The 17,939-nt window shown below is 36.6% G+C and carries 15 protein-coding genes; all 15 read left to right on the plus strand.

Annotation, left to right across the window (positions count from 1 at the left end; translation table 11 throughout):
* Positions 1-54 precede the first annotated feature (54 nt).
* On the plus strand, positions 55-327 hold the full coding sequence (locus tag KD050_RS17875; protein ID WP_211893665.1) for a YlmC/YmxH family sporulation protein: 273 nt from the start codon (positions 55-57) through the stop codon (positions 325-327).
* Entirely contained in the window at positions 324-1,124 is an 801-nt protein-coding gene (locus tag KD050_RS17880) for an NAD(P)-dependent oxidoreductase (protein WP_211893666.1), read from the plus strand. The genes KD050_RS17875 and KD050_RS17880 overlap by 4 nt, the downstream gene beginning before the upstream one ends.
* Positions 1,124-1,711 carry a dipicolinate synthase subunit B gene (locus KD050_RS17885; protein WP_211893667.1) on the plus strand — a complete coding sequence of 196 codons (588 nt, stop codon included), beginning with the start codon at positions 1,124-1,126 and terminating at the stop codon, positions 1,709-1,711. The genes KD050_RS17880 and KD050_RS17885 overlap by 1 nt, the downstream gene beginning before the upstream one ends.
* A 78-nt stretch (positions 1,712-1,789) precedes the next feature.
* Positions 1,790-2,836 carry an aspartate-semialdehyde dehydrogenase gene (locus tag KD050_RS17890; RefSeq protein WP_211893668.1) on the plus strand — a complete coding sequence of 349 codons (1,047 nt, stop codon included), beginning with the start codon at positions 1,790-1,792 and terminating at the stop codon, positions 2,834-2,836.
* Positions 2,837-2,838: 2 nt separating this feature from the next.
* A complete protein-coding gene (gene dapA, locus KD050_RS17895) occupies positions 2,839-3,720 on the plus strand; it encodes a 4-hydroxy-tetrahydrodipicolinate synthase (protein WP_211893669.1) in 882 nt (293 codons plus the stop codon).
* A 397-nt stretch (positions 3,721-4,117) separates the two neighbouring features.
* Positions 4,118-5,785, plus strand: a complete 1,668-nt coding sequence (locus tag KD050_RS17900) for a ribonuclease J (RefSeq protein ID WP_211893670.1) — start codon at positions 4,118-4,120, stop codon at positions 5,783-5,785.
* 494 nt (positions 5,786-6,279) lie between these two features.
* The gene (locus tag KD050_RS17905; protein ID WP_305080255.1) at positions 6,280-8,538 is read left to right on the plus strand and encodes an FtsK/SpoIIIE family DNA translocase; all 2,259 of its coding nucleotides are present in this window, start codon (positions 6,280-6,282) and stop codon (positions 8,536-8,538) included.
* A 198-nt stretch (positions 8,539-8,736) separates the two neighbouring features.
* Entirely contained in the window at positions 8,737-9,465 is a 729-nt protein-coding gene (locus KD050_RS17910; RefSeq protein ID WP_211893672.1) for a GntR family transcriptional regulator, read from the plus strand.
* A gap of 46 nt (positions 9,466-9,511) precedes the next feature.
* Positions 9,512-10,600 (plus strand): BMP family lipoprotein, encoded by a 1,089-nt coding sequence (locus KD050_RS17915; RefSeq protein WP_211893673.1) that lies wholly within the window; start codon positions 9,512-9,514, stop codon positions 10,598-10,600.
* A 141-nt stretch (positions 10,601-10,741) separates the two neighbouring features.
* Positions 10,742-12,292 carry an ABC transporter ATP-binding protein gene (locus tag KD050_RS17920; RefSeq protein ID WP_211893674.1) on the plus strand — a complete coding sequence of 517 codons (1,551 nt, stop codon included), beginning with the start codon at positions 10,742-10,744 and terminating at the stop codon, positions 12,290-12,292.
* A complete protein-coding gene (locus KD050_RS17925) occupies positions 12,282-13,328 on the plus strand; it encodes an ABC transporter permease (protein ID WP_211893675.1) in 1,047 nt (348 codons plus the stop codon). The genes KD050_RS17920 and KD050_RS17925 overlap by 11 nt, the downstream gene beginning before the upstream one ends.
* Position 13,329: 1 nt before the next feature.
* Positions 13,330-14,289 carry an ABC transporter permease gene (locus KD050_RS17930; protein WP_211893676.1) on the plus strand — a complete coding sequence of 320 codons (960 nt, stop codon included), beginning with the start codon at positions 13,330-13,332 and terminating at the stop codon, positions 14,287-14,289.
* A 222-nt stretch (positions 14,290-14,511) separates the two neighbouring features.
* Positions 14,512-15,789: an EF-P 5-aminopentanol modification-associated protein YfmF gene (yfmF, locus tag KD050_RS17935; protein WP_211893677.1), complete on the plus strand. Its 1,278-nt coding sequence runs from the start codon at positions 14,512-14,514 to the stop codon at positions 15,787-15,789.
* The gene (gene yfmH, locus KD050_RS17940) at positions 15,782-17,083 is read left to right on the plus strand and encodes an EF-P 5-aminopentanol modification-associated protein YfmH (protein WP_211893678.1); all 1,302 of its coding nucleotides are present in this window, start codon (positions 15,782-15,784) and stop codon (positions 17,081-17,083) included. The genes yfmF and yfmH overlap by 8 nt, the downstream gene beginning before the upstream one ends.
* On the plus strand, positions 17,076-17,807 hold the full coding sequence (ymfI, locus tag KD050_RS17945; protein ID WP_211893679.1) for an elongation factor P 5-aminopentanone reductase: 732 nt from the start codon (positions 17,076-17,078) through the stop codon (positions 17,805-17,807). Before yfmH ends, ymfI begins: the two co-directional genes overlap by 8 nt.
* Positions 17,808-17,939 lie beyond the last annotated feature (132 nt).

The raw sequence follows: 17,939 nt of genomic DNA on the forward strand, positions 1-17,939 counted from the left end.
TTTGTACTACGAAATGGCATATATATAAATAGAAATCAATAAGGGGGAGAATGATTGTTACTTTCGGAACTTGCAGAAAAAGAACTTATTCAAGTTAAGGACGGCGCAAGATATGGCAAATTAGCAGACACTGAATTACTCTTCAATCCTGAGAATGGGAAAATTGAGGGGTTCGAAGTTTTTCAAAAAACAGGATCATTTTTTCAAGGCAGCAAGTCTGGCAAGAAAAAGGAATTTATTGCATGGGAAGAAATTATTCTTATTGGAAAAGATAGAATCCTGTTTAATGAAGCTAACAATGAAATTGGAGATAGTGAATATTCGTGAAAAATAAATGTGCAATCGTAGGTACAGATGCCCGTCTACCGTTTTTACAGGAAACATTAGAAAACATACTAGATGTGAAATTATTTCCAACGATGATTTGGACGGAAGAACTCAAAGCTGCAATAATCGATTTTCAGCCTACCATTATCTTTTTACCTATACCACCATTACAAATAGAAAGTTCTTTCGTTTTGCCAGAGTCATGTCTTCTCCTTTTCGTTGGAAAAAAGAATATACAAATTGAACAGGAAATAGAAAATAGCCAGGTCCATGCTTTTAATTATTTAGAGGATGAACAGTGGATTTGGGAAAATGCAAATCTTACAGCAGAGGGATTCATCAATGACTTTTATAGAAGCGAAAACGAATCAATTTATAACAAAAAATTCATCATTACAGGCTATGGAAGAGTAGGGAAAAGACTGGCTTTTGCTCTGCATCATTTAGGTGCAGAGGTAATTATCTCGGTTCGTTCTGATCATCAGTTATTTGAAGCAAAAAGCTATGGGTATCAGATTGAGCAATTTGAGCATGTAGCTAAAAATCAAGATGCGCTCTCGACCTATCTGATTAATACCATTCCATATAGATGGCTTAGTCCGTCCGATACGACTAGATTTAAAAAAGTGTATGATCTAGCTTCAAATCCAGGATGTCTACTCGAGTCAGCCGATTCGATCCCTACAAACTATAAACATTCTACTAGCTTACCAGGCTTGTATTTTCCGAAAGATGCGGGATATTTAATAGCAAAGACTGTGCAAACTCAATTGGCTATACTGGAGGGGGAAAAATAGTGTTAAAAGATCTACGGATTGGGTTAGGAATAACTGCTTCTCATTGTACCTATGAAGAAGTTATCCCAATGATTAAACAGTTTACAGAAATAGGAGCTACTGTAGTTCCTATTATTACGTATTCTGTATTAACCGCAGCAACTCGTTTTGGAACAGGTGAGGAATGGATACAGAAAATAGAAGAGGCAAGTGGAAGTAAAGTGGTATCAAAAATAGTAGAGGCAGAACCATTTGGGCCAACAAATCCATTGGATTGTATGGTAATCGCACCGATGACTGGCAATTCTATCAGTAAGCTGGCCAACGCCCAAACAGATTCGCCTGTGTTAATGGCCGCAAAAGCTACATTGCGCAATGGAAAACCGGTAGTGCTCGGAATATCCACAAATGATGCATTAGGATTGAATGGTATGAACATTATGAAACTACTTTCTACCAAAAATATATACTTTATCCCCTTCGGCCAAGATAATCCTCATAACAAACCAAACTCACTTATTGCTGACTTTGCGAAAATAGTACCAACGGTGGAACACGCAATTCAATTCCAACAGCTCCAGCCTTTACTTATTACTCATAAATTATAAATATTGATGAAGATGTATTTTCATGTATAATATAATACAATATCAAAAAATAGCATTGGTCTAGGAGGAGAGCTTTTCATGTCACAGGGTTATACAGTAGCAATAGTTGGAGCGACAGGTGCAGTCGGTCAAAAAATTATCGAAAAATTGGTAGAAAGAAGTTTTCCTTATACAACATTAAAATTATTAGCTTCCAAAAAATCAGCTGGTAAACAAGTAGAAGTAAATGGGAGCTCCTATACAATAGAAGAAGCGACACCTGAGGCTTTTGAAGGTGTTGACGTAGCATTTTTCTCTGCTGGTGGTTCTATATCTAAAGCTTTAGCAAAAGAGGCTAGTAATAGAGGTGCAATAGTTATCGATAATACAAGCGCCTTCCGGATGGATAAAGATACGCCGCTTGTCGTTCCAGAAGTTAATAAACAAGCGTTGCATGAACAAACAGGGATTATTGCTAATCCGAATTGTTCTACTATTCAGATGGTTTGCGCACTTGAACCAATTAGACAGAAATTTGGTTTAAACAAAGTTATCGTTTCTACTTATCAAGCAGTGTCTGGTGCTGGAGCAGCTGCAATTAGTGAATTGACAATACAAAGTGAAGACCTAAAAAATAAGCAGGCAAAACCAGAAATTTTACCAGTGAAAAGTGCTGAAAAGCATTATCCAATTGCAGGAAATGTTATCCCTCAAATCGATATATTCACCGAAGATGGTTTTACATTTGAAGAACATAAAATGATGAATGAAACAAAAAAAATTATGTCTCTACCAAATCTTGCAATCGCAGCTACATGTGTAAGGGTACCAGTTGTGACGGGACATTCTGAATCCGTATATGTCGAAGTGGAACAAGAGAACGTCACGCTAGATCAGGTAAAGCAACTTCTTTCAGCTACTGAAGGTATTACTTTGCAGGATGCTCCAGATCAACAATTATACCCTATGCCATACTACGCAGAGGATAAGGACGATGTATTTGTAGGTCGTTTAAGAAAAGATCCTTCGAATGATAAAGGATTTCATATGTGGATTGTATCAGATAATTTATTGAAGGGCGCAGCACTTAACTCTATACAAATTGCAGAAGCGCTTATTTCTGAAGGTATATTAAAAGAGGTGTAAAAATGAATATAGGTCCTATTGCTACGGCAATGGTTACCCCATTTCAAACAGATGGTTCTATCAATTATGCACAGACAGAACTATTAATCGAACATTTACTTGCGACAGGGACTGACTCTATTGTCATTAGCGGGACAACAGGTGAATCTCCTACTCTATCAACCGAAGAAAAACTAAATTTGTTGAAATTCGTTGTAGAAAAAGTGAATAATAGAGTTCCTGTTATTGCAGGTACAGGAAGTAATAGTACAGCAGCATCTATTGACTTATCTCTAAGGGCTGAGGCTCTTGGAGTAAATGGACTAATGATCGTCACACCATATTATAATAAACCAAATCAACGAGGGTTGGTTGCCCACTTTGCAACAATTGCAAATGCAACAACTTTACCGATTATCGTTTACAATATTCCAAGTCGTTCAGTAATAAATATGGAGTTGGAAACAGTTGTAACGTTAAGTCAAATTCCATCTATTAAATTTCTAAAAGAAGCTAGTGGCAATTTAGATCAGATGACTAGAATTATGACTAAAACAAAAGGTAATATAGAAGTATATAGTGGAGATGATTCACTCACTCTTCCATTATTAGCAATTGGTGGTTCGGGAGTAGTTTCGGTTGCTTCTCATGTTGTTGGAAATGATATGAAGAATATGATTTTAGCTTTCCAAAATGGTAATCATTCGGAGGCTGCACGAATTCATCAATCATTATTGCCGCTAATACAGGCGTTATTTAAACATCCCAATCCGATTGTCGTAAAATATGCACTTTCTAAAGTAGGAATTGAGGCGGGAAATTTACGCCTACCACTTGTTGAAATGGCTGAAAGTGAAAAACGGGAATTTGATATAATTTGGGAACAATACTTGAATACTAAATAATTTTGGCAGAAAGGCTGAAGATTTCCTATTTCAGCCTTTTTTTTATTTGTGTGAATCGTTGACGTCCGATATAATGAAAATTAGTGGATGTTGGTCGGGTTACCTTCTTCAGCAAAAATTTAACAAGCTAACGTAGGAATAGATATCTCTCAGTTCTGGAGAAAGCGGAGAGATTAATACTAATATGTAATAACAATTCAGTAGGTACTAGCACTTGCTGAAAAGTTAAGCCTCCGGCGGATGTCACAGATTTTGAACGGACTCTTAGAATGTTGTTAGCCTAAAATACGTTGTATACATGCGACGGCGGCTAACTGACCTGCATCAAGCAGGGCTAAGTACAATTCAAAATCTGGACGCAATGCCGAGGCGTAATTGATTTATAGGAGGAAAAGATTTGGTAAAAGTAAAAAATGAACTTATTCGAATTATACCGCTCGGTGGAGTTGGGGAAATCGGAAAAGCAATGTATGTAGTAGAAATAGATGAAGAAATATTTGTCGTAGACAGTGGATTAATGTTCCCAGAAAATGAAATGCTAGGAATAGATATCGTTATACCGGACATTACTTATCTAGTGGAAAATAAAGATCGAGTAAAAGGGATCTTTTTAACGCATGGCCACGAAGATGCGATTGGATCAATTTCTTATTTACTTCAAAAAGTACAAGCACCAGTATATGGTTCTAAATTGACGATAGCTTTGGCAAAGACGCATTTAAAAGCGTTACCGACGAAGCAACCAGTCAAATTTTTTGAAGTAACAAATAAAAGCCGTATGAATTTCCAAGGGGCATATGTAACTTTTTTCCATACGACGCATAGTATACCAGATTCACTTGGAATCGTGTTCCATACATCTGAAGGTGCAATTGTCCATACTGGGGAATTTAAGTTTGATCAATCGGCTAAAGGAAAGTATCGTCCAGATATAGCGAAAATCGCCGGTTTAGGAGAAGATGGTGTATTTATTCTTTTATCCGATTCAACTGAAGCAGAAAGACCAGGTTATACAACTTCAGAAGCAGTAATTGAAAACCAATTATCAGAAACATTCCACGCTGCTAAAGGTCGTATTTTAGTTGCTCTATATGCATCAAACTTCATCCGTATTCAACAAGTAATTGACAAAGCAATTGAAACAGGGAAAAAAGTTGCGATTGCTGGGAAAAGTTTAGAAAATATCTTTGAAATTGGTTTAGATCTAGGTTATTTCACTGTAGAAGAGGACACAATTATTTCTATCAAAGAAATCTCAAAACACAATGATGAGAATGTTGTCGTTATTGTATCTGGTACGCAAGGTGAACCGTTAGAAGCTTTAGAAAAAATGATTCGCAAACACCATAAAGATATTAAAATCAAAGATACAGATACTGTTTTAATCACTTTTACCCCATCTCCTGGTATGGAGGTAGGAATGTATAATACGATGAACCAAATCGCAAAAGTTGGAGCGAAAGTATTAACTTCCGAGAAAAATGTCCATGTATCCGGTCATGGAAGTCAAGAAGATTTGAAAATGATGTTGAATTTAACAAAACCCAAGTACTTTATACCAATTCAAGGCGAATATCGTATGTTAATGGCCCATTCAAAATTGGCGCAAGCAACTGGAATGTCCAAATCGGAAATTTTCATTGCCGATAAAGGCGATATTGTAGAATATAAGAGCGGTAAAATGAGAATGAGTGGTCGAGTTCAGGCAGGAAATGTACTAATCGATGGAATTGGTGTTGGTGATGTGGGCAACATCGTTCTACGCGATCGTAAGCTACTCTCGCAAGATGGTATATTTATTGTAGTGGTCACGTTAAATCGAGCACAGAAGAAAATTGCTTCTGGGCCAGAAATTCTTTCGAGAGGATTTGTCTATGTTCGTGAGTCAGAGGAGCTAATGGACGAGTCTGCTAAGCTAGTTAGAACAGTTGTTGAAAAATATGTGAATAAAGAAACGTTTGAATGGACAAACATTAAACAAGAAATCCGTGATACGCTAAATTCATATTTATTCCAACAAACAAAAAGACGTCCGATGATCATCCCGATTATTATGGAATATTAATGTGAACAAAGGATTTCCTTTCCGAATGCGGAAGGAAATCCTTTTTATCTTAAACAATAGAAAGTATTTAAAAATGTAGTGTGAACACTGGATTCATTGTACTTGAAGGAATGATAGCGAACGAAATTGTATCTTCGAGAGCTTTCTTTCTGAATAGGGAAGTATCTTTTCTCTAGTTATCCAAAAACGCATTTACTTGTTGGTAAGAGTTGTAGGAGGGCGACGGACAGGGAAACGCCATAAGATTAACGAAAAAAGTGATATTGGTTGTACCGGCGTCACAACCAATATCACTAAAAAATCACTCGGTAATAATATAGCAACAAGTCTGTCCAAAGCACTTCGAAAACAATAGAAACAGGTTTTAAAATTAAAGGACCGGGCACCTATTTGTCCGGTTTTTCTTAAAAGTGATATTAATGACAATTTAGAAAGTAGGTGACACTTTGGCAAGGAAGAAAAAAAGACCGACAAAAAAACCCGCAAAAAAAACAATGCACCCGCTACTTTATGAAATTATTGGTCTTCTAATTATTGGATTATCTATCATTTCGTTTTTTGAATATGGGCTTGTAGGAGAATTTTTGGCTTATATAAGTTATTTCCTATTTGGAAATTGGCATATTGCTGTTCCGTTTATGCTAATCGTTTATGCACTTATAATCATGATCAAACAATCAGTCCCAGCATGGAATCATCGACTACTATTAGGCTGTGCATTTATATTAAGCAGTTTACTATTGTTTAGTCACATCGCTTTATTTCAACAATTATTTGAAGGAAAAGCATTAGTAACAAATTCCGTTTTAAGAGAAAGCTATCGTGTTCTAGTTGAAAGTGGTGGAATCATCGATAGAAATAGTTCGTTAGGTGGGGGAATGATAGGTGCAATATTCTTTGCGACATTCCATGTTCTATTTGATTCAGCTGGAGCAAAAGTAGCTGGATGGCTTATGTTATTTATAGGGATCGTATTACTAACTGGAAAAGCACTTGTTCCTTACTTAGTAGAGACATTTCCGAAACTAAAAGAAAGCTTCCTAAATAGACCAAAGAAAAAGAAAGTAAAACCAGCCCAAGCTCCACCTAGGAGTCAGTCCCGTCGAAGCAAAAAACAAGCTGCTCAGGAAGAAGCGGTTACAGTAATAGAGTCAGTTCCTATTGATACAGTTTCTATAGAAGCAGAAGAAGTAGAGCAATCCTCATCACCTATTATATCTGCATTCACTGAACGAATAGCTAGAAAAGAAGTCGTGGAAGAACATTCTGAGCCTGTTGAACCATTGGAAATTAATATGGAAAATGGAACAGTAGAAAACGAAGATTATCAATTACCTTCTATTAACTTGTTAGATGCACCTGCTCATAGTGACCAAAGTGGAGAACTAAATGCGATTCAAGCAAATGCCAAAAAATTAGAGCAAACATTTTTAAGTTTTGGAGTAAAAGCAAAGGTTACTCAAGTTCACTTAGGACCAGCAGTAACAAAATATGAAGTTTTACCTGATGTTGGTGTAAAGGTTAGCAGAATTGTTAGTCTACATGACGACCTTGCCCTAGCGTTAGCTGCAAGAGATATTCGGATCGAGGCACCTATTCCTGGTAAATCTGCGATAGGTATTGAAGTACCGAATAAGGAAGTAGCAATTGTAAGCTTACGAGAAGTTCTAGAATCTGAAGAGAATGATAAACCAAATCTGAAGCTACTAATAGGTTTTGGGCGAGATGTTACAGGACAAGCTGTTCTTGCACAATTAAATAAAATGCCACATTTACTAGTAGCAGGTTCCACTGGTAGTGGGAAGAGTGTATGTATCAATGGGATAATTACAAGTATTATGATGCGCGCAAAACCTCATGAAGTAAAAATGATGATGATCGATCCAAAAATGGTAGAGCTTAATATGTATAATGGTATTCCACATTTACTTGCACCAGTAGTAACCGACCCAAGAAAAGCATCACAGGCTTTGAAGAAAATCGTATCTGAAATGGAAAGAAGATATGAATTATTTTCACATACGGGCACACGTAATATGGAAGGCTATAATGAGCATATTGATAGATGGAATGAAGAAAATGAAGAAAAACATCCGAAACTACCTTTTATTGTTGTAATTGTTGATGAGTTAGCAGATTTAATGATGGTAGCTTCTAATGATGTAGAAGATTCAATCACCCGATTAGCCCAAATGGCTCGTGCTGCTGGTATTCATTTGATTATTGCTACACAAAGACCAAGCGTAGACGTTATAACAGGGATTATTAAAGCTAATATTCCTTCTAGAATTGCATTTGCGGTATCTTCAGCTATTGATTCCAGAACCATTTTAGATATGGGGGGAGCAGAAAAATTACTTGGTAGAGGAGACATGTTATTCCTCCCAGCTGGTAGCTCCAAACCAGTCCGAGTGCAGGGAGCATTTTTATCAGATGCAGAAGTTGAAAGAATTGTAGATTTTGTTATTGAACAACAAAAGGCAAATTATCAGGATGAAATGATTCCTGATGAAGTGGAAGAATCTGCAGAACAGATAGATAGAGATGAATTATATGATGATGTTGTTCAGCTCGTGACAGAAATGCAAACTGCTTCAGTGTCCTTACTTCAAAGAAGATTTAGAATTGGTTATTCTAGAGCAGCTCGAATTATTGATCAGCTAGAACTTAGTGGAGTTGTCGGACCTTATGAAGGAAGTAAGCCAAGACAGGTTTTAGTCTCCAAACATCCTGTAGATGATGATATAATTTAGGCCAAAAGGGTAATTAGTATAACACTTTTCAAAAAAAGTATGACAAAATCATTACAAATGAATAAAGTTTTTGTAACAACTTTTAACCTAATGTGAATAAAAGTATTTATTTCATGTTTTAAAAATGGTATAGTATGACTGATTAGTAGGAAAGTTTTACATCAGAGGTCTGATCTCTTCAAAATGGTGGTGTTTTAGATGACAATAAAAGTAGACCATCGTCATTTATATCTGCAAGTGATTGATCGTCTTAAACAAGACATCGATAAGGGCATATTTAAAGAAAAGGAAAAACTTCCTTCTGAATTTGAATTAGCCAAGTCGCTAGGAGTAAGCCGTGCAACTTTAAGAGAGGCTCTTCGCCTATTGGAAGAAGAAAATGTAATTGTCAGACGACATGGAGTGGGCACCTTTGTAAATTCGAAGCCCATTTTCACATCGGGAATCGAACAGCTTTCTAGCGTTTCTTCTATGATTCGTAAAGCTGGAATGGAGCCGGGTACTATTTACTTGAGTTCTATGCAAGCGATTCCTTCTGAGGATGATATTTTAAGATTTCAATGCGGTGATGAGCAATCGGTTGTTACGATGGAACGTGTCCGTACTGCAAATGGCGAACCAGTTGTGTATTGTGTCGATAAGGTTCCGAAAAATTATTTACCTAATGATTTTCTCATTAGAGAAGAAGGCTCTATTTTTACTGCATTAGAAGAGTCTGGGGAAATACGTATTTCGTACGCGGTGACGTTTATTGATCCTGTGGGTTATCACGAGATCGCATCACCAACTTTGAATTGTGAGCCAGAAACTTCATTGCTTGTTTTAAAACAACTCCATTACGATGAAAACGATCGTGTGGTTTTGTACTCGAAAAATTATTTTCGAGCAGATAAATTTAGCTTTCACGTTGTTCGGAAAAGGGTGTAAAATGTAACAATTCCTGCTAATAAGAAAAAAAATGGGGGTTTTCAAATTGACAAAGCGTAAATTTGGATTAGGTCTATCACTAGTACTAGCTGCTGGAACAATCCTAGGAGCATGTGGTTCTAAAGATGAAGAAACAACTACACCAAAAGATTCAGATGGTAAAGGTTCTGAAGGCACAACTGAAGCAGTAGATTTTTCTCTAGCAATGGTAACTGATGTTGGTGGAGTTGATGACAAATCTTTCAACCAACTAGCTTGGGAAGGTATTGAAGCTTTTGGTCAAGAAAATGGTCTTGAAAAAGGCACTGGTGGATATGACTACCTTCAATCTTCTTCAGATGCCGATTATATTACTAACTTAAATAACTTAGTACGTCGTGACTTTGATGTAGTTTATGGTATTGGTTTCTTAATGGAAGAACCAATTAAAACAATTGCTGAGCAACAACCTGAAGCTCAACTTGCAATCATCGATTCAATCGTTGATGCTCCAAACGTTGCTTCTGTAATGTTCAAAGAGCAAGAGGGATCATTCCTTGCAGGTGTTGCAGCTGCTCTAATGTCTGAATCTAAACAAATCGGTTTCGTTGGTGGAATGGAAATTCCTGTAATTGAACGTTTTGAAGCTGGATTCCTAGAAGGTGTTAAAGCTGTAGATCCATCTATTAAAGTAGATGTACAATACACTGGTAAATTTGATGATGCTGCACTTGGTAAAACAACTGCTAACCGTATGTATTCTTCAGGCGTAGATATTATTTTCCACGCTGCTGGTGGTACTGGTAATGGTGTATTCGCAGAAGCAAAAGAACGTAAAACAAAAGATGCTAATGCAAACGTATGGGTAATCGGAGTTGACTCTGACCAATACGAAGAAGGTGCTGTTGGTAACACGAATGTAACACTTACTTCTATGCAAAAACGTGTAGACATCGCAGTTCAAAATATTGCTAAAGAAGCAATGGCTGGTAAGTTCCCAGGTGGAACAACTGTAACTTACGGTTTAGCAGAAGAAGGAGTACAGCTTGCTGATTCTCGCGGAGCAATTCCACAAGAAATTTTAGACCAAGTTCAAGAGTACTCAGACAAAATTGCTGCTGGGGAAATCGTTGTTCCTGAAACAGTAGAAAAATAGTATTATCCAACATCATAAAGGCCGATTTCTCTCGGTCTTTATGATATTTTAAATTAATAGATGAAAGATTTTAACTATTCAGAAGTATAAAGTCTTTCCTGTATTAATTTAGTACTAGAATTATAGTAGGGAGTGAATTCATTGGATTATGTAATAGAGATGCTTGGCATACGGAAAGAGTTTGGATCGTTTGTTGCAAATGATAACATTACCCTTCAGTTAAAAAAGGGAGAAATTCATGCACTTTTAGGAGAAAATGGTGCTGGTAAATCCACGCTTATGAACGTTTTGTTCGGATTATATCAACCAGAGGCTGGCGAGATAAAAGTAAAAGGGAAAACCGTTAAAGTGACTGACCCGAATGTTGCAAATGATTTAGGCATAGGGATGGTCCATCAGCACTTCATGCTCGTTGAGAATTTTACTGTAACGGAAAATATAATATTAGGTAATGAGTTAACAAAAGCAGGCGTCGTCAATATTAAAGATGCAGCTAAGAAAATACAAAAGCTTTCAGAAATGTACGGACTAGATGTAGATCCTACTGCAAAGATTGAAGATATTTCTGTTGGGATGCAGCAACGAGTGGAAATATTGAAAACGCTTTATCGCGGAGCTGATATATTAATTTTTGATGAACCGACTGCTTCACTGACTCCTCAAGAGATTAATGAATTAATTCAAATTATGAAACGTTTAATTCAAGAGGGTAAATCAATTATTTTGATCACGCATAAGTTAAAAGAAATTATGGATGTTTCTGACCGAGTAACGGTTATTCGTAAAGGTGAAGGAATTGGTACAGTTGTTACTGCAGAAACAAATCCAAATGAATTAGCCTCCTTAATGGTTGGTAGACAAGTAGAATTCAAAACTGTGAAAAGTGAAGCAAATCCTGCTGACGATACACTTGTCATTAAAGATCTAGTTGTAGCAGATTATCGTGGCATTGATAAGGTTAAAGGACTAAACTTAACGGTCCGTAAAGGTGAAATTTTAGGGATTGCTGGAATTGACGGCAATGGTCAAAGCGAGTTAATCGAAGCAATAACAGGTCTGCGAAAATCTAAATCTGGTTCTGTATCGATTAACGGAACGAATGTGACCAATCAAAAACCGCGTAAGATTACAGAGTCTGGTGTAGGGCATATTCCACAGGATCGTCATAAGCATGGATTAGTTCTAGACTTTTCTATCGGTCATAATATTGCATTACAAACTTATTACCAACATCCTATTTCGAAAAATGGAATAATGAATTATTCAAAAGTTTCCGAGCTAGCGCAAAAAATTATTAAAGATTTTGATGTGCGAACACAAGGGGAGCACACACCTGCACGTGCACTTTCTGGAGGAAACCAGCAAAAAGCAATTATTGGACGAGAAGTTATACGAGATCCAGAATTATTGATTGCGGCATTACCAACACGTGGACTTGATGTAGGTGCTATCGAATTTATTCATCAACGTCTTATTGAACAACGGGATAACGGAAAAGCGGTACTTCTGCTTTCATTTGAATTAGATGAAGTTATGAATGTATCTGACCGTATTGCAGTTATTTATGATGGACAAATTGTAGATACATTGTTGCCAAAAGAAACCTCTGAACAAGAGCTTGGGTTATTGATGGCAGGTCAAAAAAAGAATTCAAAGATAGTTAATCAGGGGGAAACAACTCATGTCGAATAGACTAATAAATATACTTGTCCCTGTAATTTCTGTTATTTTAGGGTTGCTTGTAGGAGCAGTTGTTATGCTGGTGAGTGATTATGATCCAATAGCTGGCTATGCTGCACTATGGAATGGTATTTTTGGGGATGCCTATGCAATTGGAGAAACTATTCGTCAAATAACTCCATATCTACTTGCAGGTTTATCCGTAGCATTTGCTTTCCGTACGGGATTATTTAACATCGGGGTTGAAGGACAATTATTAGTAGGCTGGTTTGCAGCAGCTTATGTAGGGATTGCATTTGATTTACCTATGTATATCCATTTACCATTTGCTATTATAGCAGCAGCTTTAGCTGGAGCTTTATGGGCCTTTATCCCGGGTCTTTTAAAGGCCAAATTACAGGTACATGAAGTAATTGTAACAATTATGATGAACTATATTGCTTTACATACAACGAATGCTCTAATTAAAGTAGTGTCGGATGGTGGGGACAATACAGGTACAATTAGCGCAACTGCTTCATTAAAATCAGCATTTTTTGAAAGTATTACAGATTACTCTCGTTTGCATTATGGTATTTTTATAGCACTTGCAATGGTTTTACTGATGTGGTTTATATTAGAAAAAACAACAACTGGCTACGAGTTAAAATCAGTTGGATTTAATAAACATGCATCAGAATATGCAGGTATGAATGTAAATAAAAACATAATTCTTTCTATGGTTATTTCCGGTGCATTTGCGGGACTAGCAGGTGCAATGGAAGCTTTAGGTACTTTCCAATATGCAAATGTTAAAGGTGGATTTACTGGTATTGGTTTTGATGGGATTGCAGTTGCCTTATTAGGTGCCAATACACCACTGGGAGTAATTTTCGGTGCGGTACTGTTTGGATCGTTAAAATATGGAGCTCTCAATATGCCGAACGAAGCTGGTATTCCAGTAGAAATCGTTTCTATTGTAATAGCTATTATCATATTCTTCGTAGCATGTGGTTACGTTATTCGATATTTCCTTGAAAAAGCGAATAAGAAAAAGGAGGCGAAATAATATGAGCTTCTTAGATGTATTATATTTTATTATCCCTTCTGCTATTTTCTATGCAGCTCCTTTAATCTTTACAGCAATCGGTGGAGTTTTCTCCGAACGATCTGGTGTTATTAACATCGGATTAGAAGGTTTAATGGTTATGGGTGCATTTATCGGTATTCTATTTAACTTAATGTTTGTTGATACATTTGGTGCAATGACTCCATGGGTTTCGTTAATCGCAGCAATGATTGTTTCAGGATTATTCTCAGTTATGCATGCTGTAGCATCGATTTCTTTCCGTGCGGATCAAACAATATCTGGGGTTGCGATCAATATGTTAGGGGTTGCAATAGCTCTTTTCTCTGTGAAAATGATCTATGGTAAAGGACAAACAGATTATATTCAAGAACGATTTATCCGTTTTGATATACCATTATTAAGTGATATTCCAGTAATTGGACCAATGTTATTTAAAGATGTATATGGTACTTCTATTTTGGCAATCGGTATCGCTTTGATGGCTTGGTTTGTAATTTATAAAACTCCATTTGGATTGCGCTTACGTGCTGTTGGAGAACATCCGATGGCAGCAGATACAATGGGGGTAAATGTTACTAAAATGCGTTATATTGCCGTTATCTTGTCTGGTGCACTTGCAGGATTAGGTGGAGCAGTATACTCTCAATCGATTTCTGGTGAATTCAGTCACACTACTATAAATGGTCAAGGGTTCATGGCTCTTGCAGCAATGATTTTTGGTAAATGGCATCCGCTTGGTGCACTAGGAGCGGCATTGTTCTTTGGATTTGCTCAAGCATTAAGTATTGTTGGTGGACAGATTCCATATGTGAAAGAAGTTCCAACTTATTTCTTGCACATCTTGCCTTATGCTTTGACTATATTGGCGGTAGCAGGATTTATAGGAAGAGCAAACGCACCAAAAGCAAGTGGAATACCTTATATCAAAGGGAAACGATAATTCAAAGTTTCGTAGTTACAGTCTAAAACTTTCATTTATTAGTGTGGAGCGAGGAAAGCGTCCGCCTTCCTCGCAAACCAACAGTATGTATATTGACGTAAATTAAATAGAAAATGGAAAAGGGACCAATTAATTGGTCCCTTTTTATATGTACTGATATAATTAGTACATGTATAGTGAATCACTATCTGAGATACACTAGAAAGAAAAGGGGGATCACTTATGTTTCAACAATTCGAACTTGCAAGGGGCGTTAAGCTGTTTGTGAGACCTACAGAACAATTCAAAACGATTAATATCTCGTTTAAATGGAAACAGCCTTTAACAGTAGAAAAAGCGTCTATTCGTGCAGTATTAGCGAATATATTACAATTCAGCAATGAGGTATATCCAACAAACGTAGCTTTTAGAAAGCGTTTAGATGATTTGTACGGGGCTGTTCTATACTTTGATACGACGAAAAAAGGTAGTCATCATATTTTTTCATTGAACGCGGAAACCGTAAACGACGCATACTTATCCAATGAAAAAATTGTCGATGAAGTTTTTTCTTTATTACATACCGTTATTATTAAACCAAATTTAGTGAATGGCAAATTTGATGATTCAATCGTAAAGCGAGAAAAAGAACAAGTGATTGAACGTATCCAATCGATGTATGATGATAAAACGAGGTATGCACAGCAACGTTTGTTAGAGAATATTCGCCCTAATAATGCAGCTTCTATTACATCTAATGGTACAGTGGAAGCTATTAAAGCGATTACAAACGATCAACTTGTCAATATGCATCATGATTTACTAACAAAAGATGATTTATCTATCTACGTAGTTGGGGATGTAAACGTGCAGGAAATAAAAGAAAAAATGAAGAGTCATTTTTCCTTTGCTGATCGTACAGAAAAGATAGAAAAAGCAGTAGATGTACCAAACGAAACGAATAACAATAAATTTCTTCACGAAATACAAGATATGAAACAAGGTAAACTCCATATTGCCTATCAAACACCTATCACTTTTTTCTCAGAAGAATTTCCAGTTATGCAGCTGACTAATGGTATTTTAGGTGGATTTTCACATTCTAAGATTTTCATGAACGTACGAGAAAAAGAAAGTATGGCTTATTATGCATCGAGCAGCTACTCTTCACTTTACGGATTAATATTTGTGCTTGCAGGAATAGATTCTAATTTACAGGAAAAAGCAGTTGCATTAATCGATGAACAGCTAAAAGCATTGCAAGCCGGCGATATTTCCGACTTAGAATTAAACCAAACGAAATCCATGCTTACCAACCAACTGAAAGAGGCTTTAGATTCAGCACGTGCTCAAATTGAAATATACGACCAGTATAAAGAATTGAATCCATCCTTTACCGTAGAAGATTGGCTAGAAAAGTGGAAGCATGTAACGAAAGAACAAATACAACAAATGGCATTAACTATTGAAAAGGAATTTGTTTATTTCCTTTCAGGTAAGGAAGGTGCAGCAAATGAATAAAACGTATTTTGAACAATTAGAAGAAACATTATACAATGAAACACTTCCGAATGGTTTAGATGTCTACATCTTGCCCAAAAAAGGGTTTTCAAAGACGTTTGTCACTTTCACTACAAAATATGGTTCGATCGACCGTGAATTTATTCCTTTAGGTAAGGATGAACCTGTCGTTGTTCCTGATGGAATTGCTCATTTCCTAGAACATAAAATGTTTGAAAAGGAAGAAGGGGATGTATTTCAAAAGTTCAGTGAGAAAGGTGCATCTGCAAACGCATTTACTTCTTTTACTAGAACTGCGTACTTATTTTCCTCAACTGACCATGTATTGGATAATACGAAAACGTTATTGGATTTCGTTCAACAACCCTATTTTACGGAACAAACGGTAGAGAAAGAAAAAGGGATAATAGGTCAAGAAATTACGATGTATGATGACCAGCCGGATTGGCGTTTATACTTTGGAACAATCGAAAATATGTATAAAGAACACCCTGTAAAGATTGATATTGCTGGAACGATAGAAACGATTAGCCATATTACAGCTGATCATTTATATGAGTGCTATAACACGTTCTATCATCCGTCAAATATGGTTTTATTCGTTGTAGGAGCAGTTGATCCCAAAGAGATGATGGACTTTATCAAAGCAGATCAAGCAGCGAAGTCATTTGAGGAACCCCAGGCAATTAAACGATTCTACCCTGACGAGCAAAAGGCGGTAGATATAAAAGAACGTACTCTACAGATGGATGTTCAAAAACCTAAAGTATTATTTGGCATTAAAGCAAGTAATACCGATATTTCTGGTGACGAAATGTTAAATTACGAACTAGCGATGCAAGTTGCTATTGAAATGATATTTGGCAGAAGTTCTGCATTTTATCAAGAAATATACGAAAACGGATGGATTGATGAATCTTATTCCGCAGATTTTTCAATGGAGCAGGGATATGGTTTTACAATGATTGGTTCAGATTCTGTCAATCCAACTGAACTGACCGAGAAAATAAAAGAGACTATTAAGAGCTACGCTTCTAATTGGAATGTAGAAGATGAGGATTTACAACGTATTGTCCGTAAAAAAATTGGCTTTTTCTTACGAGCATTAAATTCCATAGAATATATTGCAAATCAATTTACACGTTACTCTTTCAATGACATGAATTTATTTGATGTAGTTCCTGCTTTAGAGAAACTAACAATGGATCAGGTGAGAGCAGCATTCCAATCGTTAACAGATGAAAATGCTCATACAGTATTTACAATCTTACCTTTAGAGAAAAATAATGAGTAAAAAATTTGCATTGGTGCTAGGAGCATCTGGTGAAATTGGTCACGCGATATGTCGTAATCTCGCGGAAGTCGGTTGGTCCATGTACCTGCACTATGCTAATAATAAAGAAAGCTTAGAAAAGTTATTAACAGATTTAAACGAGTCCTATCCTGAGCAAGAGTTTATCGTTGTTCAAGCGGATATGAGTAATCCGAATTGTATAGAAACAATAGTCGATTCAGTCTTTACACTTCAAACGATCGTATTTGCGCAAGGACATAGTCTATACAAAGCTTTAGAGGACACTAGCTTAGATGATATTCGCCTATTGTTTCAAGTGCATGTGGAGCATCCTATGGCTTTATTGGGAAAACTAAATAGCAAGCTTCGGAAACAGGATAGTAGTTCAGTCATATTTGTAGGGAGTATATGGGGAGATACAGGTGCCTCTTATGAAGTTGCCTACTCTGCTGCTAAAGGAGCTCAGCATGCCTTTGTAAAGGCTTATGCGAAAGAGGTTGCTTTACAACGAACAAGAGTAAATGTGGTTGCCCCAGGCTTTATCGATACAAAAATGAACGCTCATATTGAAGAAGAAGCTCGTCAGCTGATTCTTTCAGAAATTCCTGCAGGTTTTTTGGGATCCGCGCAAGATATAGCGAATGCCGTCGAATTTTTAACTAGTGAAAAGGCGAATTATATAACAGGTCAAATTATTCGAGTTAATGGTGGTTGGTATATATAAGTGGAGTGCCCGCCTAAAAAGGATATCAACGGAATAGTTTAACTGAGATAAAAAGAAAAGAGAGAAATACACGCTCTTTTCTTTTTTTCTTTTATTCGACTACAAAATCATATATGATAGAACTAATCATGA

The organism is Psychrobacillus sp. INOP01 (genome assembly GCF_018140925.1).
In the GTDB taxonomy this organism is placed as follows: domain Bacteria; phylum Bacillota; class Bacilli; order Bacillales_A; family Planococcaceae; genus Psychrobacillus.

Bases quoted from the DNA above. Each gene is read 5' to 3' on its own strand.
- KD050_RS17890 (WP_211893668.1), top strand. From the start codon at position 1,790: ATGTCACAGGGTTATACAGTAGCAATAGTTGGAGCGACAGGTGCAGTC.
- dapA (WP_211893669.1), top strand. From the start codon at position 2,839: ATGAATATAGGTCCTATTGCTACGGCAATGGTTACCCCATTTCAAACA.
- KD050_RS17905 (WP_305080255.1), top strand. From the start codon at position 6,280: ATGCACCCGCTACTTTATGAAATTATTGGTCTTCTAATTATTGGATTA.
- KD050_RS17910 (WP_211893672.1), top strand. From the start codon at position 8,737: ATGACAATAAAAGTAGACCATCGTCATTTATATCTGCAAGTGATTGAT.
- KD050_RS17925 (WP_211893675.1), top strand. From the start codon at position 12,282: ATGTCGAATAGACTAATAAATATACTTGTCCCTGTAATTTCTGTTATT.
- KD050_RS17930 (WP_211893676.1), top strand. From the start codon at position 13,330: ATGAGCTTCTTAGATGTATTATATTTTATTATCCCTTCTGCTATTTTC.
- yfmF (WP_211893677.1), top strand. From the start codon at position 14,512: ATGTTTCAACAATTCGAACTTGCAAGGGGCGTTAAGCTGTTTGTGAGA.
- yfmH (WP_211893678.1), top strand. From the start codon at position 15,782: ATGAATAAAACGTATTTTGAACAATTAGAAGAAACATTATACAATGAA.
- ymfI (WP_211893679.1), top strand. From the start codon at position 17,076: ATGAGTAAAAAATTTGCATTGGTGCTAGGAGCATCTGGTGAAATTGGT.